We start from the raw sequence: 20,772 nt of genomic DNA, 5'->3' as shown, positions 1-20,772 counted from the left end.
TTTTCAACTACTTGATATTCCCTCTTTACCTCGCCCCCTTAAGTTGAGCTCTAGGCGCCTGCGCAGGAATGGCGAATTCAAAATTAGCGGAGTAAGCCACATTACGTTTCCATTTACGCGTTCCTTACATGTTTTTCTACAATGACTCCATGAATCTGTTTATTCAGTATTTAATCCCTCCCCGCTGCATTTTTTGTTATGATTTTCTTAGTCAGGCAATGTTATGCGAAGTTTCTCGTGCCGCATTGCGATGAAATGAAAATAATTCTGATGAATAACTGGTTTTATTTCGCTATAGCAAACCTATCGACAACCTTATCAGGGAGCTGAAATTTCATCAGAAACTCCTCTATCCACGATTTTTTTGCGACATGTTTTATCGAAAAAATTAAGAAAAAACGAAATAAACCTTTGTCTGAAGCCCTAATTCTAATACCACTCCAGCAAAAATGCTTACAAAAACGAGGATCCAATCAAGTCTTGGAAATCGCTAAATCCATTCCCAAACAATTCCACCTCCCTTTATTGTTGAATCAAATAGAACGCATCAAAAACACCAAGCCTCAAACTGAATTACTCGCCAAAAAGCGGCTTAGAAATGTTAAGAACGCTTTTGCATTAACAAAATCAATCAGCCAAACACGTTCGCCATTCTCGATAATGTCATCACAACAGGCCATACTAAATGCACTGGCTCGTATTCTATCGGATAACGGCATTGAGAAAATTAAAATATGGTGTTGTGCTAAAACTTCATCGTAATTTACGAAAGCACCAAAAATCTATCATCTTTTATTTATCTTTCTTTTTAGGTGGAATTAAATCCGTAATCGTCCCCTCAAACATCTCGCACGCCATCATAACCGTTTCTGATAGTGTCGGGTGGGGATGAATTGTTAGGCCAACGTCTTCGGCATCACAGCCCATTTCTATTGCTAAAGCAACTTCGGAAATTAAATCACCGGCGTTCACGCCGACAATACCGCCGCCGATGACTGTTCCTTTTTCATCAAATAGTAACTTAGTGGACCCTTCGCTGCAGTTTAATGACAATGCACGCCCGCTAGCTACCCACGGGAAGACGCCTTTTTCATACTTAATGCCCTTTTCTTTAGCTTGGATTTCCGTTAAACCAACCCAGGCTACCTCGGGATCAGTATAAGCAACAGCAGGAATGCAGCGCGCGTCATTGCAATGTTTTTTGCCTGTAATCACTTCAGCCGCCAATCGGCCTTCGTAAGTGGCTTTATGCGCTAACATCGGCTGGCCAACCACATCGCCAATGGCGTAAATGTGCGAAACATTAGTGCGCATTTGTTGATCGACAACGATGTATCCTTTGTCATCGACTTTTACACCGGCTTTTTCAGCGTCAATTAATTTCCCGTTGGGAGAACGGCCAACAGCCACTAAAATACGATCGTATTTTTTAAGTTCTTTAGGCGCATTTTTGCCTTCAAAAGTGACGTACAACCCATCCTTCTTAGGTTCAATTTTCGTCACTTTGGTTTTCAGTAAAATTTTTTCGTAACGCTTTTGAATGCGTTGGTGTAACGGTTTAACGACGTCAGCGTCTGCGCCCGGGATCAATTGATCCATCATTTCAACGACGCTGATTTTAGTACCTAAGGCATGGTACACCGCTGCCATTTCCAAACCAATAATCCCGCCACCCAAAACCAGAAGATGGCCTTTCACATCTTCTAACTCTAAAGCGCCCGTCGAATCCATAATGCGGGGATCATTGGGAATAAAAGGCAATTTAACTGGCAGGGAACCAACAGCAATAATCGCTTTATCAAATTTAATCTTCGTAACGCTTTTTTCTTTACTCTCAACGGCTAATTCATTAGAGGAAGAAAATTTTCCGTAGCCGGTAATAATTTCCACTTTGCGTTGTTTTGCCATCATTTTTAAACCGCCCGTTAATTTTTTAACGACGCTTTCCTTCCAGACGCGGATCTTCTCAATTTCTAATGCCGCTTTCCCAAAATCGATACCCAAAGAAGACATGTCTTTCGCATCATCAATCACTTTTGCAACGTGCAATAATACTTTTGAAGGAATACAGCCGACGTTTAAACAAACGCCACCGATGGTTTCATACCGTTCGACTAAAACCACTTTTTTACCTAGATCAGCTGCGCGAAATGCAGCCGCGTAGCCGCCGGGGCCACTGCCTAACACCAGCACTTCAGTTGTAATTTCTTTTGTCATTTTTTCCTCGTTTTACATTAATAAGGTTCTGATATCCGATAACCGTTCAGCTAAATAAACGATGAACCGCGCGCTATCGGCGCCATCGATCACTCGGTGGTCGTAGGAAAGACTCAAGGGCAACATCAGTCGCGTTTTACAATCACCGGCTTCATTACAAATTGGCTTCCACTGCATTTTAGAAACACCCAAAATCGCCACTTCCGGCGCATTAACGATCGGCGTAAACGCTGTGCCTCCAATTCCGCCTAAGCTTGATATGCTAAAACAACCGCCTTGCATGTCATTCATATTTAACCTTTTTTTCCGCGCTTTTTCACTATCATCATCCAGTTCTTTAGCCAACTCAAATAATCCTTTTTTGTCCGCATCGCGAATAACAGGGACTACCAAACCTTCTGGTGTGTCAACCGCTACGCCGATATGAAAATATTTTTTTAAAATTAAATGCTCGCCCGTGGGGTCCAATGAAGCATTAAAATGAGGAAATTCTTTAAGTGCGTTAACGACAACCTTAATGATAAAAACTAAAGGAGTCAATCGCACGTTTTGTTTGGCGGCGTATTCTTTTTGACTTTGACGAAATGCCTGAAGCTCTGTGATATCGGCTTCGCCAAATTGGGTGACATGCGGGATAGCCATCCAATTACGGCTTAAATTTACGCCAGTTGCTTTTTTAATTTTTGAAAGGGGTTTTTCTTCGATAGCGCCAAATTTTTTAAAATCAATTTTAGGCGCTAGCGGAAAAGCGGTACCACTTTTACCTTCAGCTACTTTTAACTGTTCTTTTACAAATTTCTGCACGTCCTCTTTTAAAATTCGATCTTTTTGGCCAGTTCCTTCGATTTTTGTTAAATCGATACCAAATTCACGCGCAATACCTCGCACGCCAGGGCCCGCGTGAACGCTTGTTCCAAAACCCTCAACTTCCTCGGCTTCGTCTTCTTTTATTTCAGTGGCTTTTTTCTTTTCTTCTTTTGACTCGCTTTTCTCTTCTTTTTCTTTTTTTCCTTCTTCTTCGAATTTTTCTGATTTTTCAGATACTTTCTTTTTTTCTTTTGCAGACTTTTCTTCTTCCGCGCTCACTTCAAGCGTTAAAATTTTATCGCCTTCTTTGACTTTGTCGCCGACTTTTACTTGAAACTCCTTGATGGTACCCCCCAACGGCGAAGGCACATCCATTGAGGCTTTGTCGCCTTCTAAAGTGATTAGTCCGTCTTCTTTGGCAACGGTGTCGCCCGGCTTTACTAAAACTTCGATGACATCCACTTCAGATACGCCGCCAAGATCGGGTACGGTTATTTGTTCAATGCGATTTCCCACAGTGTTTTCTCCTCTACTCCCACTTCGTTATTCCAGTAGCCCGTATGGAGTGAAGCGAAATACGGGCTACTCTTATACGGTCCAGGGGTCGGGACGGTTAGGATCGATGCCTAGTTTTTTCATGGCTGATAGGAGTTGATCCTTTGCAAATTTGTTTTGATCCGCTAACGCTTTCAATGCAGTATAGACTACCATTTTAGCGTCGACTTCAAAGAAATCTCGCAGAGCGGATCGCGTGTCACTTCGTCCAAAACCGTCGGTGCCTAATACGTAATACGGTTGTTTAACAGCTTCGCGGATTTGATTAGCAAGCAATTTCACATAATCCGTCGCGGCGATCACCGGGCCTTTTTGGTTATCCAAACATTTTTGAACATAACTTCGTTTTGGCGCAGTATCGGGATGCAAGCGATTATAACGACCTACTGATTCAATGTTATGTCGTAACAAATTAAAGCTTGGCACGCTCCACACATCCGCAGCGACTTTAAATTGTTCTTCTAAAATTTCGGACGCGGCAATGACTTCACGTAAGATAGCACCCGCACCTAATAATTGAACTCGCTTGGATAATTTTCCATTACCTTGTTTAAATAAATACATCCCTTTGACTACGCCTTCTTCCACCCCTTTTGGCATGGGGGGATGCTGATAACTTTCATTCATTAGTGTAAGGTAATAAAAAACATTTTCCTTATCTTGGTACATGCGACGTAAACCGTCTTGAATAATCACGGCCAATTCGTACCCAAAAGCAGGGTCATAGGAACGACACGTCGGCACCATGCTAAACATTAATAAATTATGAGAATCCTGATGCTGTAAGCCTTCACCCGGCAAAGTGCTCCTACCTGCCAGTCCACCTAAGATAAAACCGCGAGTCTGCATGTCGGCAGCAGCCCATACCAAATCACCGACACGCTGATATCCAAACATGGCGTAATAAGTATAGACAGGAATTAAAGTGTAGTTATTATTCGCAAAGGAAGTAGCTGCTGCTATCCAACTGGCCATTGCCCCCGCTTCTGAAATTCCCTGCTGTAAAAGTTGCCCTATCTTGTCTTCGCGATAATATATTAATTTACTCTGATCTTCCGGCGTATATTTTTGGCCCTCCACAGCATAAATGCCTGTTTGTCGAAACAAGCCTTCTAAACCCAATGTCCGAGCTTCATCCGCCACAATAGGGACGATACGATCCCGAATATTTTTATCTTTCAGTATCAACCCCATAATTCGCGAAAATGCCGCACCCGTTGACACAGAACGTTCCTCGGTGCCTTTCAATACAGGTTCAAATAAGCTTAAATCTGGGACTTTTATCGATTCAAATCTTCCGTCTCGTGCGGGCAAAGGTCCACCTAATTTTTCACGTTGTTTGTGTAAATAATTTAATTCTGGACTATTGTCATCAGGTTTATAAAATTCAAGATTGCTTAATTGTTTATCGGATAAGGGTAACTCAAACCGCTGGCGAAAGATTTTTAATCCCTCCTCGCTAATTTCCTCTAAATTATGAGCGATATTTTGGGATTCGCCTTCTTTCCCATAACCATAGCCTTTCACCGTTTTAGCAAGGATTACCGTGGGTTTTCCGCAATCTTTCATCGCTTCCGTATAAGCGGCGTAAACTTTTTGCGGATCATGGCCGCCGTCAGTCAATCGTTTTAATTCATCGTCGCTCATATCAGAAACAAGTTCTAATAATTCAGGATATTTTCCAAAGAAATGCTCACGCAAATGAGCGCCGTCTTTGGAAAAACACGCTTGGTATTCACCATCTACCATTTCCGAAACGTGCTTTAACAACAAGCCGGATTTATCTCTCTTAAACAGTCGCTCCCAATCTTGACCCCAAATAACTTTGATTACTCGCCATCCAGCGCCCCGAAAAAGGCCCTCCAATTCTTGGATAATTTTACCGTTACCGGATACCGGGCCATCAAGACGCTGTAAATTGCAATTAACGATAAAAATGAGATTATCTAATTTCTCACGGCTCGCTACTAATAGACCGCCTAAAGTCTCGGGTTCTCCCGTCTCGCCATCACCACAAAAAGCCCATACTTTTCGCCCTACCGTATCTACCAACTTTCGATGATGCAAATATTTCAATAGTTGGGCCTGATAAATCGCCATTAAGGGTCCAAGGCCCATCGAAACCGTCGGGAATTGCCAAAAATCAGGCATTAAAAAGGGGTGAGGATAAGAAGAAATCCCCTTTGTCAAAGCTTCTTGACGAAAATGGATTAAATCTTGTTCGCTAAGGCGCCCTTCCAAGAAAGCGCGCGCATAAATACCCTCTGCCGAATGTCCCTGGAAAAAGACTAAATCATCCGCCCGAAAGAAATAATTTAAGCCGACCTCAAATAAAGTCGCCATCGACGCGTAACTCGAAAGATGCCCACCCAACCCCGCTTTTTTACGCCCCACTCGCATCACCATTGCCAAGGCATTCCAACGCAAGTAATTCGTTAAGCGTTGCATTACTTTAATTTCATCATCCACTAGTTGAGCTTCTGTCTCGGCAGGAATAGTATTTAGATAAGGAGTGTGAATGCCAGTCGGGACTGAAACACCAACTTTTCGGGCATGTGCTAGCAATTTTTCTAAAATGAATTCAGCACGGTCCATGTTTTCGTATTCAACAACGGAATCAAGCGCTTCCTTCCATTCCTGAATTTCGACAGGGTCAATATCTTGAAGGTTAATGTTTTTCGCAACCATAGCTTAATTACCTATTCTTGAAGCAACACTTAAGGGGCCTTATCTAACCAATCCATCGCCCAATTGTAAACAGCGCAATTACAACAAGCCATACCCATAAAGCACGACTAATCAATCCATCGAGACTCTTTAATTCTTCTAAAGATAAAAGTTTCGTTTCTTTGTTCATGTCTAACGCGGTCAAACCACAGGCTGCCGCTAGGTGTGGCGTCTTATCAATTCCAGTTAATACTTTGAGCCGCCATAAGGCGAAGGTTGGAGAAAAATGGCCACCAAGGGCGAAGGTAATACCGATCAACCGCAATGGAAGCCAATCTAACACGTCTTGAACGATAAGAACCGCTGAAAGCAGCCTTGTTCCTTCTTCACTGTTCTCCACGGGAGATTTTTCTAAAAATTGCCGCAAGGTTATGACTAACGTATAAAGAACGACACCGGTTGAGCCTAAGATCAATAACCAAAAAATCAAAGCAAAAACACGCTCATAAACATGAATCAGCGCCTTCTGCGCTACCGCTCCACTTTGGGATTCAGAAAGGGAGCGCACATCCATGCAATACCACAACACAGCAACAGTTAAAAAATAGTATCCTACAATGGTCAACGTACGGCAAATGAAAATAGCAAGTAATATATAGATAAACACGACCGGGAGAATAATGATCGCCACCCCGCCAAACCCGTTCCAATGTAAAGTCCGACCAAAACGTGCCTTCGACCATTGGTAATAAGGTTCAAACCAATTGTATTGCCTGGTATATCTATCAAAATGTAACCATCGCTGAATAACCAAACACAATAAAACAACGGTCAAAGCCATGACAATTTGTCCTCATCATAAACACTTAGCCGCGTCCATTTTCGCTTATCTTTTCACCTATAGCAAATGCTGAAATCAATCTCGTCGCAAGCGATCGGAAATGGCTAAGGGAGTTGGGTATTTCATCACTACCCAATAAGAAGAAACGATAAAGGATAATATCGTTATGGTTTCAATCAGCGAAGCGGCTTTATTAGCAATTAAATGATTACTCAAAGTCATATAAGCAATAACCAGCGAAAACTCACTAATTTGCGCTAATCGTATCCCCACTTCCCATGATACTTGTTTAGACTCATCCACCCATCGTAATAATAATCGGTAAATCACAGGCTTTATAGCCATTAATAACACAAGTAAAATTAGGGCGGGAATAATGACGCCCGGTAAAAACTGAAGGTCAAACGTGGCCCCCACCGAAAAGAAAAACAGGACTAAAAAGAAATCCCGTACCGGTTTTAAACTTTCGGATATATAAACTGAAACCGGTCTCGATGCAAGGCTGACTCCAGCAATAAAAGCACCAACTTCTCCAGATAACCCTAATGAAGCAGCCAATTGCGCCATGCCCAAACACCATGCGATAGCTAATAAAAAGAGGTATTCCTTTATACGATTGAATTTAGAAAACAGGGGAAATAAAATAAATCGATCAAACAAATAAGCGAAAATCAAAACAGCCGGAAAACCTAATAAAACGAGCGCGATATCGACCAGAATCTTTCCATGTCTTCCCGCCCCATGTAGTAAAAATAAAACCGCAATGGCAATCAAATCCTGCAGTAACAACACACTAATCATGACCTCACCCGTATGCTGATGATGCAGAATAGTTGTGGGCAGCAACTTGATGCCGATAATCGTGCTGGAAAACATCATGGCGCCGCCGATAACCAGGCATTCGACTACCGGATAATTAAAAAAATAGGCGACCCCGCAACCTGTGGCTGCGAAAACAACCGAACTAATCAGTGCCACCCATTTAATTTTCGTAAACATAGTTATTAACTTTTGGGGAGGCAAATTCAGTCCTAAAAGAAATAACAAGAAGACAATACCGACATCGCTGACAGTACGAAGCATATCGATATTAGCGATGAGTTTTAATCCCCAGGGCCCTAACAAAATGCCCAATAGGATGTAGGCAACCAGCATCGATTGGCGAGTCATCAAAGCAAAAGTCGAAAGAACAGCTGCTCCGGCAAAGATGAGGAAAATAGAAAAAATAATGTCATGTTCAAACATGTAAATCTCGCCATCAATTTGCGCCGTTTCTAAGGATGTAAACGACGCCAAACATCACTACGCCCTATCCACGGCAAACCAATATAACCCCTAATATTATAATTGGCGTCCACCGTCGATTAGCGTTATATGACAATAATAAATTGCTCCTGAGGTGGGGTCCAAAATCCGTCCGTCGTTATATTCATTCGAGTTCGCTGCGACAAAATCAGCTAATATCGTCATCCTTAGAATCTAGAATGCGTTTACCCCGAAATTTTCCTTTACAAACCCAGCAGCGATCCGTAACTTTATGGCCGTTTTCCGGAAAGATTTTAGCGACTTTTCTATAAAATCTGCTCTTCCACTTCCAAATATGGATCATATTGGAGGGCCGATTTGTTTGATGATTGATGGTCTGCCAATCTCCAATGACTCCCAATCCATTTGCGTAAATCATCGAACTCCACATCAAAATTAAAACTATGATCACCGGCATTTCTTCTTCCTTCGTCCTTAAAACACCAAAATTTTATCATTTTCAGGCGAATTTACTATTAAAATATCAATTTTCCTACGACTTATAGATCTCCGGTGGCAGGATTAGAATGAAAATGAGGATTAAATCCGGAAATTCGCTAGGCTGAGTGAAAATTCATTGAATTACTAGGACCTCAGCAGCGTATATAGAAGTACGTGAGAGCGGAGCTCTGAATTCTAGCCAGCATAGTAGAATTGTAAATAGACCCTAGCAGTCTATTGCACTTAGTGCTTTAAATTTGTTAATGTTTTATGTAAAATGCGATTGTCGTTTTTGATTAGCTAATCAGGGAGAAAAAAGATGCCAGCAAAAAAACGAAAAACCAATCGTTATAGAAGACGTTCAAAAGACCAATCTACTTCGGCAAATACTGTGACACTTAGAAAAGTTTCGAAAGAGCGAGATCAGGCCCGTAGGAAATTACGCACTGCTCAAAAGAAACTAACCAAAGCGAAGAAAGATGTAAGCCGTAAACTTGCTAAACTCCGAAAAGAAGCCGCTCGAAAAGTAGCTGCTGCCAAAAAAACGAGAGTGTCGTCTAAAAGAGGACGTAAAAAGGCTACTGGTAAAAAAGGAAGCGGCCGTCCACGTAAAACAGCACGTAAAATATCTACGATGAAACGCGGACGAGGTCGTCCACGCAAAACAGTGTAGTGCTTGCTTCGGTCCACTCAAAAGCCCGTTATTCGCAGGCTTTTTGTTTGTGTGCTTCCCTTAGGATAATCCTTTTCAACCTCTTCAATGATCTTTGTAAAAGATAAGCGAGACGCACACCAGCTAGCCGAAAAATCGATGATGATCAAATTGTGCTGTGAAACGACGTTATCGAAATTGGATTGCGTTAATTCCGTGATGGCCATAAAAACCCTCCTAATTATCAAAAATACATACGTTCGCGTTCTAGGTCCAAGCTTCAAATACCCGCAAAATCCGCTTACGCACTTTTTCCATACTTCCCAAACCAGAAATACAGAAATATTTTGGTGCTTGTGGGTCACCTGATTTTTCCCATTGTGCATAGTAATCACTCAGCGGGCTTGTCTGCTTTCGATAAACCGCTAAACGATGACGAACAGTTTCTTCACGGTCGTCTGCACGTTGAATCAACGGTTCACCAGTCACATCATCCTTATCCGTCACTTTTGGAGGATTGTAACGGCGATGGTACGTCCGCCCCGAGGCAGGGTGAATCAACCGTCCCGTCATGCGTTCAATAATTTCTTCTTCGGGCGCATCAATCTCAATCACCAAGTCGATTTTGATAGCTGCTGCATTCAGCGCATCCGCTTGCGCAAGCGTTCGCGGAAACCCATCCAGTAAAAAACCCTTGTGACAATCAGGGAGCTTCACTCGTTCTTTTACCAAAGCAATCATAATTTCATCCGAAACAAGTCCTCCGCTTTCCATTATTTTTTTAACTTCTAATCCCAAGGGTGTTTTGGCTTTAACGGTGGCTCGCAACATATCACCCGTCGAAATCTTTGGAATGTCCAAGTGTTTCGCAATAAAATTTGCTTGAGTGCCCTTACCGGCTCCCGGCAAGCCTAATAAAATAACTCGTAACGGCACTGTATTCTCCTCAATATCGGCATCCTCCACGTAGGCGGGAATTCAGAGGCCAACGTTAATCATTTTTTCCTCTGGATTGGATTCCCGTTGCACGGGAATGACGGACTCAAAATTTGTTTCATAAAAAGAATATACTTAGCACGATCCAGCCGCAAACGACCACTCCGAGTGACTACTAAACACGTCATTAGCTTTCTATTGTGTGGGGGGCAAAGATAAATGTTCCCTGTTGGCCTTCGGTAATACCCATCACGGTAAAATTTTTTAAGTAAGTATTCTTTTTTAAGCTGCTGCGCCAAATAAAATGATAGTCACGAGGGCATTTTCCATAATAACGAAGGGGCGCTTTTACCCCACTCAGTAGATGATTTGCCCCTCACTCCATTGACCATCACAATGTTTACCATCACTGTTACCGCAAAACGTCACAAGACCATGCCGCTCAATGGCTTCGCTGCGAGCAAAACAGATAGCAACCGCTAAACGATTAATCAACACCAGCAATCGCGCTGGGGATAGAAATATCTGCCAAGCCGGCATTGTAAGAGAAATAAAAATAAGTAACAAAGATAAAGCAATCAACAATTCCAGGAATGTCATTCCTCGATCCATCTGAAAAACACCCTCTAAAATTTAGGCCAAACCTTTACTAGACGAACTGGATTTCTACTCGCTTTCACTATATCCATAGGATAGCCTGACAGACGAATGCAAACTCCAACGATGGGAATACTTTCTAAATCTTCTATATAATCAACCCACTCAAAGTTTTCGGCCCTTTTATGGGTAAATCCCACTGCGTAATGCGGTTTAAGTCACGAATGCTAATACGCGCATCTATCAAATAACTCCCCTCTTTTTGCAATTGAATTAAGCTCGTTGCCCCATCAATTCCCGCCGCGAATTCACCAACGATTTCCTCTAAAATGTCACGCAACGTAACCAATCCTTCAATATCGCCATATTCATCCACCACTAATCCGACCGTCTTATTTTTTTCCCGAAAATTGAGCAATTGTTGATTTAACAAAGTCACTTCCGAAATAAAATAAACTTCCTCTGCGACTTTTACGAGCTTCTCTTTTGTTAATTGTTGTTGGGATAACAATTGCATTACACAACGCAAGTTTAGTAATCCAATGACCCGATCGATATTTTCTCGATAAATTGGCAAATAATTGTGTTCCGAGGTTAATAACATCTCGACGATCTTATGCCAATCATCCTAAATATCAATACCGTGAATTCGATTGCGTGGCACAATCACATCCTCAAGCGTCATCTGCCCTAAATTTAAAACGCGCAACAACATCTGTTGGTAACCGGAAAGACCCTTCCCTGTCACCTCGCGAACAATACTGCGCAACTCTTCCGCACTTACCACTTCAGTTCCTTGTACGGAGACCTTTACACCAAAAATACGTAAAAAAGTATTCGCGATCGTATTAACTAACCACACCAACGGATAAAAAATGCGCAATAGAATTTGCAAAGGTAAGGATGCAAGAAATGCTACTCGTTGTGGATAAAGAGCCGCTAATGTTTTTGGGGTTCTTTCCGCAAATACTAAAATGAGAAAAGTTAAAATAACCGTCGAGTAATAACCCATAAATCACCCAGATAATGGACAGCGATCACGGTAGCAACCGCAGAAGCCAATATGTTTACAAACCGTATTTCCAATTAAAATGACGCCCAATAAACGATCGGGACGCTTCAAAAGCGTAAGCACGCACTTAGCTTTCACGTGCCCTTTTCGCGCGCCAAATGACGTAGCCGATAGCGATTAGGCGCCATCATGCGAAAATGACCGAGGCAGAAACTACCAAAATAGCTTTCTGCCATAAAAAAGGATTGTCACATATTTCTTTGTGAAAAAAAATAAATACTCGACGCCAATAAAAAACTTAATAATAAAAATCCGACGGCGATGGTTTGAAAAACTATTTTTTCCATGGATACCAGTGGCGGTAATTTCTGAATGAAGACGCCATGAGGACGATGACGCAACAGCCGCTCTTGAATGGCCAGCAAAATAGCTTGCAACCCGGCCACGCCCAAAACGCCCGCGGTTACAATAGACAATAAAACATGAACAAGCGCATACGAACTCGGCTCGGCTTCAAGGACCTGTCGACCCGGAAACACGAGCGCTAATATAAAGCACAATAGGGTAATACTGACCGTCGATAAGGTAATGACATTCATAGAACTAAGCATAACATATTGCTATACTTCCCCTATGCTTAACAACCTAACCAATCGCTTAACAACGAGCATCAATAAACTTCGTGGACTGGGGCGTCTCACTGAAGAGAATATCCAATCCACACTGCACGATATTCGTTCGACGCTTATAGAAGCAGATGTTGCGCTTCCTGTCATTAAGGATTTTATCGAGCATGTCCGAGAAAAAGCGCTGGGACAGGAAGTCATCGGCAATGTACTCCCCGGCGAGGCCCTTGTAAAAGTCGTTCAAGATGAATTAACGCACTTGCTCGGCGATGAGTTGGTAGAAATTAATCTCAATGCTCAGCCCCCGATCGTTATTGTAATGGCCGGCCTTCAAGGGTCTGGTAAAACCACTACCGTCGCTAAGTTGGCCCGCTGGCTCCTCGAAATTCAGAAAAAATCTGTCATGATCGCTTCCGCCGACGTTTATCGTCCGGCTGCTATTCAACAATTAGAAACTTTAGCGTCGCAAATCAACGCTACTTTTTTCCTTACACAAGCTGATCAAAAGCCGGTCGAAATTGCTAAAGCTGCTCTAAAGAAAGCTAAAAAGCAATTTATGGATGTTTTAATTTTAGATACGGCGGGCCGCTTACATATCGATAATGTGTTGATGGAAGAAATGAAAGCCATTAGCGATGCCATCACCCCTACTGAAATACTATTAGTGGTTGACAGTATGATAGGCCAAGACGCCGCCAATGTCGCGAAGTCATTCAACGACACACTTCCTCTCACGGGCGTGATTTTAACTAAATTAGACGGTGATACGCGCGGTGGTGCGGCGTTATCCATGCGCATAATCACCCAAAAGCCGATTAAATTTGTCGGCGTCGGTGAGAAAATTGACGCACTTGAACCTTTCCATCCCAACCGAATGGCTTCTCGCATTTTAGGCATGGGCGATATCGTCAGCCTGGTTGAAGAGGCCCAACGCAAAGTCGATCAAAAACAAGCAGCCAAAATCGCTAAGAAATTGCAAAAAGGCAAAGGCTTTGATTTTGATGATTTCCTCACTCAATTACAGCAAATGAAAAAAATGGGCGGCATGCAATCTCTCCTTGGCAAATTACCCAGCATGGGCCAGCTTCCCAAAGGCACTTCCGCTTTCTTGAATGATAAATTATTAGTGAAGATGCAAGCCATCATTCAATCAATGACGCTTAAGGAACGCCAATTCCCTGCTTTAATCAACGGTTCCCGCAAACGCCGCATTTCCAAAGGCTCAGGCACTGCATTGCAAGACGTCAACAAGCTTCTAAAACAGTTCGTCCAAATGCAAAAAATGATGAAACACATGAAAGGCGACAAAATGATGAAAAGATTTAAACAGATGCAAGGAAAAATTCCAGGCGATCTATTAAATCAATTACCCCCGGAATGGCGAGATAAATAATTCTTCCTCACTCGCGCCCAAGACAATGTTAAAATACATATCGCTCCCCTTGCCAAGGTAAAATAAACCGCACACCAAGGTTATTCCCTTTTTTCAATTCCTGAAAAATAATTTTAGCCACTTGGCCATCCGACATCGTTAAACTCGGCTTTATATGAGTAACAAAAACGACAAGTCCCTTTAATGCATTTGAAGAATGTGAGCTCACTTGCGCAGCCAGCTTGTGCAATTCCATTAAAAACAATTCCGGTTTCAAATGACCAAATAATTGATTGTTCGGCTGCGCATTCATATAGGAACATTTTAATAAAATAATGTGTAATTGATGCCGACGAATAAGCGGGGCGATTTCTCGCCATATTTACTGAATTTTATCGTCATGTTCAATCGAGTCCGCTCCCGTATCACCAAAATACAGCAAATAATCATTTTTATGCTTCAATAAAAAAGCGGTGGACGGATAGCCGTTTCCATGGTTTAACGGAAATGCTTTCACTTCAAGTTTGGTGCGAGGAATGGAAACCCTTTGTCGTAAAGGCAGCACTTCAAAACGCTGAAATCCCAATCCCGGCTTTTCTCCGATATTTCCCGAATTAAGCCACACCTGCCAATTGAACACATTTCTCAACAGCACATGCATTGTTTCCGCGCGAGCTAATAAGAGCTGTTTTTCTTTTAAATTCGGTGCTGCAATCACAAACCCCATGATGTGATCGAAATGAGCGTGAGAAATGAGATAAACAGGAATATGATTTTCAACGATGGCCTTTCGCAAATTTCCCTTCGTTTCTACTGCAAGACAAGCAAAGGAGCCCTGCGCAATCGCCTTTTCGACGCCATTAATTAAGGTCCCCACATCTAATGACACATATTGATCGCTTCCCAATGGGGCTGCCAAATATGTTGATAAATTACCATCACTCCACCCGCCATGAACGCCTAACGCAATGAGCTGAAAAGCTGGCGCGGCTAAAGCGACATTAAAAACAAGATAAAGAAACGAAACGAAGAATAATCACCGCATTTATTAGACCTCATTGCGAATCATTGCGTTAGCATAACTCAATTGATCAAATAAGCAAAATGAAGTTTTAATCTTGTGGTTTTTGAGGGTTTTCAATAGAATCTAGCATGAAATTTAATTAGAGAAAGAAATGAGACAGCGTGAAATTAATGATGAAGCTATGACGAGATGGGAAGGATATTGAAAAAGACGGACATTGATCCGAGTCAAAAATATGAAGATAAAACACCACTCGAAATCGCTTCCTGGAAAGGTTATCCATATATTGTGGAACTTTTAATTGAACACCCTCTCGTAGTCGACTCAAGAGAGAAGCATCAAGCACTCCATTTCGCTTGTGAGCGTGGTCACGTAGAGATAGTAGAACTTTTATTGCGTAAGGTAGAGCAGCGGCGTAGGCGAGTTGCTCCAAAGCTATTGGCTAACCTTCTATACACCGCCTGCAAATCAGGAAAGCTTAAATTGTAAAACTATTAATTGAGGAATACGCTAGAGATCCCATATTGCTTTAGAGCGGACCGAATACGGCATTGCTCTGGCCATTGCAGCCGCCAGCAACTTTCAACCTATCATCGATTACTTTTGGGAACAAGGCGTACTTTCTCTGGAACAAGAAAAAAAGAAATAATTGCGGCTTGCGGCGGTAGTCCAGTATTTCCTATGTACCGTCTTCTTTAAGTCCTTTCTTAATTATGTTTCCGTAAGAGCCGTTGCAGATTAGTCCATTGCAAAATTATATCGAAAAATCATTGTACAGTAATAATTATACTAATCACAAATAGCCAAATACGTAAGGTTGGTTCAACTTAAATTCCATATTCTTTTCTAAGAATTTTAGCAGCCCATAAGCATTATTTAATAAAGGTGCGTCATATGCGCCAAGAAGATGGCGAAATTTTAATGTCTTAAGCCGCTCAAAATCTAAAGAACTAACGTTACATGCTTGTTTCCAAACATTATATGCTTGCAGCGCCAAAAAACACTTGTTCTTGATACAATGTTACAGTTTCAGTGCTAAAAAACGTGTCTGGAGCCAGCCAGTTTTTTATACTGTCACATGTGATCAAAATTCCATTTTTTTGGGCAATGTCTAATACTCCTTCTGGATATTTTGAGGTTTCAAAAATAAATATCGAGTAATTAGGAACTGGCATTTGTCCATTTGGGATAAATTTAACATCTGCCACTCGATTATTCTCGTGACTCATTTCTTTTAATGCTCAGAATTTTACATAATAACGATCAAGGTAAAAAGCATCATCTTTACCATGAAAAGCTCCAATTCTAACCACATTATTGACTTCTACTAGGGCATCAAGGAAAGCTAGCCCTTTATCATTCAGCCCCACAGTATTTATAGGTGAAATTTGCCGTTATCACGAATGATAATCATATTCCTGCTATGCTGAAGTTCTGTATTATCATGATGTGTTATATTTGTACCTGTAACAAAGAAAATGTTAGGAAATATTTCCTTTATTTCACTATGAGTCCATGCTGGTGAATACATATAATTTTACGCTATTTAATTTAGATAAATTTCTAATTTTTTTATTCTTGTAATTCTATCACCCCAGATTTCAATAATTCTTGGGTGACCCCACCTGGGAAATAGATCGCATATATCGTCACTATATATCTCTTTAAAAAATTTATCTGCTGCTTTACGGTAAACGGAATTTCCTCAGTGTGTTCTATTAAATGTTCTTTTACAATAGGTAAAAATACAATTTAATCTAAATTATTTAATGCAGCTTTTACATCAGGAAATCTTTCAGAAACTTCACTGTCATTATATCAATAGATTCTTGATTTGCTATGCACATAGCATAAGAGATAAAATTGATCTGGCATCTATCAAAAATAATATTACGTTCATTTGCATGTTTATTCAGTTGCTAAATATTATAATCAAGCTGCTCTAGCAAGTTATCAAGACTAGGTTCTAACGATAATGCCATCATCTCAATAATGCCATCATCTCATCTTGTAACTTGTAATATGGCTCAATCTCAGCTTTGTAATCGGGATGTTTTTTAATGAAATCTTCAATCAGAGTGCTTTTATCCATAAAGTGAGTACTAGATACAGCAATTTGCATGATAAATTCCTCATTTAAAAATTTCATTTGGAGTTGCGTACCCACCAGAATGATTGGATAGCACTCGGGCTATCAAGACCTTGTCGTTCATGTAGATCATAACTCCTACAGTTTGAACGACTTTGACCCAAATGGCCTTTTTATTCCGTTTTCAGACTCATTTGCGTTGGGCCAGACTAGTCCTTGCATGTCCCTACCAATTTCGCATAAAATACCCCACTTTAACCAATATAGGTACTCAGATGGTAGTCATTCGTCTTGTCCGCGGGGGCAGTAAAAAGAATCCGTTCTATCACATCGTAGTGGCTGATAGACGCAAGCCGCGTGATGGTCGATTCATCGAGCGTGTGGGCTATTATAATCCAATGGCGCGGGGCCAGGATATCCGATTGCAACTCGAAAAAGAGCGTATTAGCTATTGGCTCAACCAAGGCGCTCAAACATCCTTGCGTGTAAAACATCTGATCAAGAAAATCGAAAAGTCTCCTGAAGAAGCTCAAAAAGGCGGAATGCGCAAAGCCGAATTCAAACGTCTCCAAGCAGAACAAGCAGCGAAAGCTCAAAAGAAAGCGGTAGCGACTGAAGAGCCCAAAGCGGAAGAAACTAAAGAAGCACCACCTGCTGAATCTCAAGCTGCCGAAGGGAAAGAAGAATAAAATGCCTCTGTCAATCCCGCCGCCGACAAGCGGGGGGATGCCAAAGATAAGGCAATCCATTGTTGCAACTCAGGTATTTACTTGAAACCCAACGACAAAGTCATCATCGGCCGCTTAGCCCGTCCCTACGGACTGCGCGGTTGGATAAAAGTCGTTTCTTTTACCCATCCAATTTACAACTTACTGAACCATCCAATTTGGCAAATCCAGCACAATAATGAGTGGCAACCTCTAAAACTCCAAGCCGGTAAATTGTACGAACCTTTCTTAGTGGTAAAATTAGAAAGCATTGATGACCCCGAAACCGCCAAACACTATACTAACGATCTAATTGCCATCGAGCGCAGCGCTCTCAGAGCGCTAAAAGAAGGAGATTATTACTGGACGGACTTAATCGGATTAGCGGTCGTGAATACCAATGGAATCGAGCTCGGGATGGTGGATTCGCTGATTGAAACAGGCTCCAACGACGTTCTTGTCGTAAAAAGCAAAGAACGAAAACGCCTAATTCCTTATACTTCATACACCATTCAGTCAATCCATTTAGAGAAAAAAATCATTGTCGTCGAATGGGACGCGGACTTCTAGTATGAAACTCATTATCGGCGTTATTACCCTTTTTCCTCAAATGTTTGATGCCCTTAAATCGGGGGTGATTGGGCGCGCGCTTAAACAAGATCGACTAACCCTTTCCTTTTGGAACCCCCGCGACTACGCCACCGATCCACGCCGCACCGCGGATGATCGCCCTTATGGCGGCGGCCCTGGCATGGTCATGAAATTTGAACCGTTGGCTCTCGCTTTAAAAGCGGCAAAAGCACAATTGGGTAAAAATGCCAAGGTGATTCATCTCACGCCTCAAGGGAAACTTTTAACGCAAGAAATCGTAAGGGAAAAAATGCACGCGAGCCCATTAATTATACTCGCCGGTCGTTACGAAGGAATCGACGAGCGTTTGATTGAAGCTGAAGTCGATGAAGAATGGTCTATTGGCGATTATATCCTCAGTGGAGGAGAACTACCGGCTATGGTCTTGATCGATGCCATGACTCGCCTTCTTCCCGGCGTGCTGGGTCATAAAGATTCTGCCTCCCAAGACTCATTTACTGCCGGACTTTTAGACTATCCTCATTACACTCGTCCTGGAAAAATCGCTGGCCGTCCGGTCCCTTCTGTTTTACTCAACGGCGATCACGAAGCGATTTCGCGGTGGCGCCTCAAACAATCACTTGTTAGGACTTGGCAAAGACGTCAAGATCTGATAAAAAGACGTTCCCTATCTGAAAATGAGCAGCGGTTACTTGACGAATTTTTTGAGGAGTCATAATGAATAACATCATCCAGCTACTTGAAACAGAAGAAACCCAGGGTAAAGAAATCCCTGACTTTTGCGCGGGCGACACCGTAACCGTGCAAGTGAAAGTAAAAGAAGGCGACCGTGAACGGCTGCAAGCCTTTGAAGGCGTTGTGATCGCTCTCCGTCGTCGGAGTTTAAACTCATCCTTTACAGTTCGCAAGATCTCTCACGGCGAAGGCGTAGAGCGTGTTTTCCAACTTTACAGCCCCCTTATCGCCTCGATTAAAGTCAATCGCCGCGGGGATGTTCGCCGGGCCAAGCTTTATTATTTGCGCAATCTGCGCGGCCGCAAAGCGAAAATTAAAGAAAAAATTTAATTAGTATGTCGAACGCTATTTATTATCAAGCCACGGTTTCAACCCCGATAGGCAAAATTGGCGTTCGCACGTCGGACGATCATTTGCTCGGTATTGATTATGTTTATGATGACAGCCTCCTCGTAAAACCAAAAATCATCCTTGCCAAAGAAATAGTCGAACAATTGCTGTGTTATTTCGCTGACCCTGAATTTCCCTTCGAAATTCCCATAAGGCTTGACCTCACCCCTTTCCAAAAAACGGTATTAAACGCCTTACAAACAATCCCAGTTGGTACTACGCGGACTTACGCTCAATTAGCTAAACAACTAAACACACGAGCTCGGCCCACCGGCAATGCTTGCCGTAAAAATCCTATCCCCATTATCATTCCCTGCCATCGTGTGGTCGCAGCAACGCATTTAGGGGGTTATAGCGGGGTTACGAAGGGAAAGCTTTTAGAAACTAAACGATGGTTATTGCAACATGAGAGTGTGTCTTTTGAACCTGACCTCGCTGAAAAACTAAAATAGGCCCTTTCCCCAAACCTTATCCCAAGGAGCTCAAAAGTTGATGATCTAACTTTTTGTCATTTTCATACGTTTTTTAAACACTTTATTAATCCGAGAAGCGATTTTTATTATGCAGTTCCCCAGAGTATGTGCATCCTCCAATCTCTTGAAGACTATCTCTAAACTCTAATAACGCTTTTTTATAGTGCTTTAAAGGGATATTCGCTTCCGTTCTTCTTTGCATTCAAAAACTCTAAAATAGTTCTCACCTTCTCACAGGTTAACCCTTCTGTTCTAAGAAATTGCCAGCGCGTGCAACCTCCTCTAAATACTGAATAAGCTCTCTATAATTTTTCAGTTTTTTCTTTTACTCGAAAATATTGGCCATTAATTTCAAAACTACCTTCCGTAGGCTCCTCCACCGTTATTACTGACATATCTATTTCTAATTTCTCTACCTCATCTCTCGTTTTAGGTAAGAAATTAAATAATCCCCCAACGGAGGGTCTATTTTCCCAACAAAAACCTATTTGGGTGACTTCTCCACTTTTTTGCATTTCAAACCAACGCTCCAATTTATAAAGGTATTCTCTCCTCCTTAAAAGAGTCAAAAATTGACTCAACTAAACCACTATGGACGCATTCATGGCTTTTAAGCTTGCGGTATTTTTTTAAGTATTTCCCCGTACACGAAGGAAAGCGATGAATTTATCTTCTGGGCAGGCGGAATTAATGGAAAGGTTTGTTTTAATTGAAGCAATTGATTATAGGGGTTGA

General features: G+C 41.9%; 17 protein-coding genes and 8 pseudogenes. 9 read left to right on the top strand and 16 right to left on the bottom strand.

Going from position 1 to position 20,772, the window contains the following annotated elements; translation table 11 throughout:
• The first annotated feature begins 411 nt into the window (after positions 1-411).
• On the top strand, positions 412-762 hold the full coding sequence (locus OWO34_RS02115; protein ID WP_267256398.1) for a ComF family protein: 351 nt from the start codon (positions 412-414) through the stop codon (positions 760-762).
• Between the two features lie 30 nt (positions 763-792).
• On the opposite strand, the gene lpdA is transcribed toward OWO34_RS02115, so the two are convergent.
• The 6 genes and pseudogenes from lpdA to OWO34_RS02085 all read right to left on the bottom strand — a co-directional run bounded on the left by lpdA (position 793) and on the right by OWO34_RS02085 (position 8,771).
• On the bottom strand, positions 793-2,217 hold the full coding sequence (gene lpdA, locus OWO34_RS02110; protein WP_267256397.1) for a dihydrolipoyl dehydrogenase: 1,425 nt from the start codon (positions 2,215-2,217) through the stop codon (positions 793-795).
• Positions 2,218-2,229: 12 nt separating this feature from the next.
• Positions 2,230-3,540 (bottom strand): dihydrolipoyllysine-residue acetyltransferase, encoded by a 1,311-nt coding sequence (aceF, locus tag OWO34_RS02105; protein WP_267256396.1) that lies wholly within the window; start codon positions 3,538-3,540, stop codon positions 2,230-2,232.
• Positions 3,541-3,612: 72 nt separating this feature from the next.
• Positions 3,613-6,267 (bottom strand): pyruvate dehydrogenase (acetyl-transferring), homodimeric type, encoded by a 2,655-nt coding sequence (gene aceE / locus OWO34_RS02100; protein ID WP_267256395.1) that lies wholly within the window; start codon positions 6,265-6,267, stop codon positions 3,613-3,615.
• 43 nt (positions 6,268-6,310) lie between these two features.
• Positions 6,311-7,087, bottom strand: coding sequence for a regulatory signaling modulator protein AmpE (ampE, locus tag OWO34_RS02095; RefSeq protein WP_267256394.1), 777 nt, complete (start codon positions 7,085-7,087; stop codon positions 6,311-6,313).
• A 75-nt stretch (positions 7,088-7,162) separates the two neighbouring features.
• Positions 7,163-8,332: a cation:proton antiporter gene (locus OWO34_RS02090; protein ID WP_267256399.1), complete on the bottom strand. Its 1,170-nt coding sequence runs from the start codon at positions 8,330-8,332 to the stop codon at positions 7,163-7,165.
• 29 nt (positions 8,333-8,361) lie between these two features.
• Positions 8,362-8,771: pseudogene (locus OWO34_RS02085) on the bottom strand (DUF2147 domain-containing protein).
• A 381-nt stretch (positions 8,772-9,152) separates the two neighbouring features.
• Here OWO34_RS02085 and OWO34_RS02080 point away from each other — a divergent pair.
• Positions 9,153-9,506, top strand: coding sequence for a nucleoid-structuring protein H-NS (locus tag OWO34_RS02080; RefSeq protein WP_267256393.1), 354 nt, complete (start codon positions 9,153-9,155; stop codon positions 9,504-9,506).
• 59 nt (positions 9,507-9,565) lie between these two features.
• Here the strand turns inward: OWO34_RS02080 and OWO34_RS02075 are convergent.
• The 5 genes and pseudogenes from OWO34_RS02075 to ccsA form a co-directional block, all read right to left on the bottom strand.
• Positions 9,566-9,712: pseudogene (locus OWO34_RS02075) on the bottom strand (thioredoxin domain-containing protein); the annotation flags it as partial.
• A 40-nt stretch (positions 9,713-9,752) separates the two neighbouring features.
• Positions 9,753-10,421, bottom strand: a complete 669-nt coding sequence (gene adk / locus OWO34_RS02070) for an adenylate kinase (protein WP_267256392.1) — start codon at positions 10,419-10,421, stop codon at positions 9,753-9,755.
• Positions 10,422-10,463: 42 nt separating this feature from the next.
• A pseudogene (locus tag OWO34_RS02065) lies at positions 10,464-11,033 on the bottom strand (GspH/FimT family protein).
• Between the two features lie 14 nt (positions 11,034-11,047).
• Positions 11,048-12,221: pseudogene (locus OWO34_RS02060) on the bottom strand (HlyC/CorC family transporter); the annotation flags it as partial.
• Positions 12,221-12,641 (bottom strand): annotated as a pseudogene (ccsA, locus tag OWO34_RS02055) (cytochrome c biogenesis protein CcsA); the annotation flags it as partial. The pseudogenes ccsA and OWO34_RS02060, both read right to left, overlap by 1 nt.
• A 22-nt stretch (positions 12,642-12,663) precedes the next feature.
• On the opposite strand from ccsA, the gene ffh reads away from it, so the two are divergent.
• Positions 12,664-14,049 carry a signal recognition particle protein gene (ffh, locus tag OWO34_RS02050; protein WP_267256391.1) on the top strand — a complete coding sequence of 462 codons (1,386 nt, stop codon included), beginning with the start codon at positions 12,664-12,666 and terminating at the stop codon, positions 14,047-14,049.
• 28 nt (positions 14,050-14,077) lie between these two features.
• On the opposite strand, the pseudogene OWO34_RS02045 reads toward ffh, so the two are convergent.
• Positions 14,078-14,935: pseudogene (locus OWO34_RS02045) on the bottom strand (MBL fold metallo-hydrolase).
• Between the two features lie 141 nt (positions 14,936-15,076).
• Positions 15,077-15,169, bottom strand: coding sequence for a hypothetical protein (locus OWO34_RS02040; protein ID WP_267256390.1), 93 nt, complete (start codon positions 15,167-15,169; stop codon positions 15,077-15,079).
• A 34-nt stretch (positions 15,170-15,203) separates the two neighbouring features.
• Here OWO34_RS02040 and OWO34_RS02035 point away from each other — a divergent pair.
• Positions 15,204-15,720, top strand: a pseudogene (locus tag OWO34_RS02035) (ankyrin repeat domain-containing protein).
• A 159-nt stretch (positions 15,721-15,879) separates the two neighbouring features.
• On the opposite strand, the pseudogene OWO34_RS02030 reads toward OWO34_RS02035, so the two are convergent.
• Both OWO34_RS02030 and OWO34_RS02025 read right to left on the bottom strand, forming a co-directional pair.
• Positions 15,880-16,583 (bottom strand): annotated as a pseudogene (locus tag OWO34_RS02030) (hypothetical protein).
• Between the two features lie 450 nt (positions 16,584-17,033).
• On the bottom strand, positions 17,034-17,174 hold the full coding sequence (locus tag OWO34_RS02025) for a hypothetical protein (protein WP_267256389.1): 141 nt from the start codon (positions 17,172-17,174) through the stop codon (positions 17,034-17,036).
• A gap of 242 nt (positions 17,175-17,416) precedes the next feature.
• On the opposite strand from OWO34_RS02025, the gene rpsP reads away from it, so the two are divergent.
• The 5 genes from rpsP (at position 17,417) to OWO34_RS02000 (ending at position 20,016) form a co-directional block, all read left to right on the top strand.
• Positions 17,417-17,830 carry a 30S ribosomal protein S16 gene (gene rpsP, locus OWO34_RS09985; protein WP_267256388.1) on the top strand — a complete coding sequence of 138 codons (414 nt, stop codon included), beginning with the start codon at positions 17,417-17,419 and terminating at the stop codon, positions 17,828-17,830.
• A gap of 81 nt (positions 17,831-17,911) precedes the next feature.
• Positions 17,912-18,418, top strand: a complete 507-nt coding sequence (rimM, locus tag OWO34_RS02015) for a ribosome maturation factor RimM (protein ID WP_267256387.1) — start codon at positions 17,912-17,914, stop codon at positions 18,416-18,418.
• Position 18,419: 1 nt separating this feature from the next.
• On the top strand, positions 18,420-19,157 hold the full coding sequence (trmD, locus tag OWO34_RS02010) for a tRNA (guanosine(37)-N1)-methyltransferase TrmD (RefSeq protein ID WP_267256386.1): 738 nt from the start codon (positions 18,420-18,422) through the stop codon (positions 19,155-19,157).
• Positions 19,157-19,504, top strand: a complete 348-nt coding sequence (gene rplS, locus OWO34_RS02005; RefSeq protein WP_267256385.1) for a 50S ribosomal protein L19 — start codon at positions 19,157-19,159, stop codon at positions 19,502-19,504. The genes trmD and rplS overlap by 1 nt, the downstream gene beginning before the upstream one ends.
• Before the next feature lie 5 nt (positions 19,505-19,509).
• Complete coding sequence (locus tag OWO34_RS02000) at positions 19,510-20,016, top strand: methylated-DNA--[protein]-cysteine S-methyltransferase (RefSeq protein ID WP_267256384.1); 507 nt, start codon at positions 19,510-19,512, stop codon at positions 20,014-20,016.
• A 323-nt stretch (positions 20,017-20,339) separates the two neighbouring features.
• Here the strand turns inward: OWO34_RS02000 and OWO34_RS01995 are convergent, their stop codons facing one another.
• On the bottom strand, positions 20,340-20,618 hold the full coding sequence (locus OWO34_RS01995; RefSeq protein WP_267256383.1) for a hypothetical protein: 279 nt from the start codon (positions 20,616-20,618) through the stop codon (positions 20,340-20,342).
• Positions 20,619-20,772: the final 154 nt, after the last annotated feature.

This window comes from Coxiella endosymbiont of Ornithodoros maritimus, assembly GCF_907164965.1.
Lineage (GTDB): Bacteria > Pseudomonadota > Gammaproteobacteria > Coxiellales > Coxiellaceae > Coxiella.
This window is presented reverse-complemented; position numbering and strand designations above follow the sequence as displayed.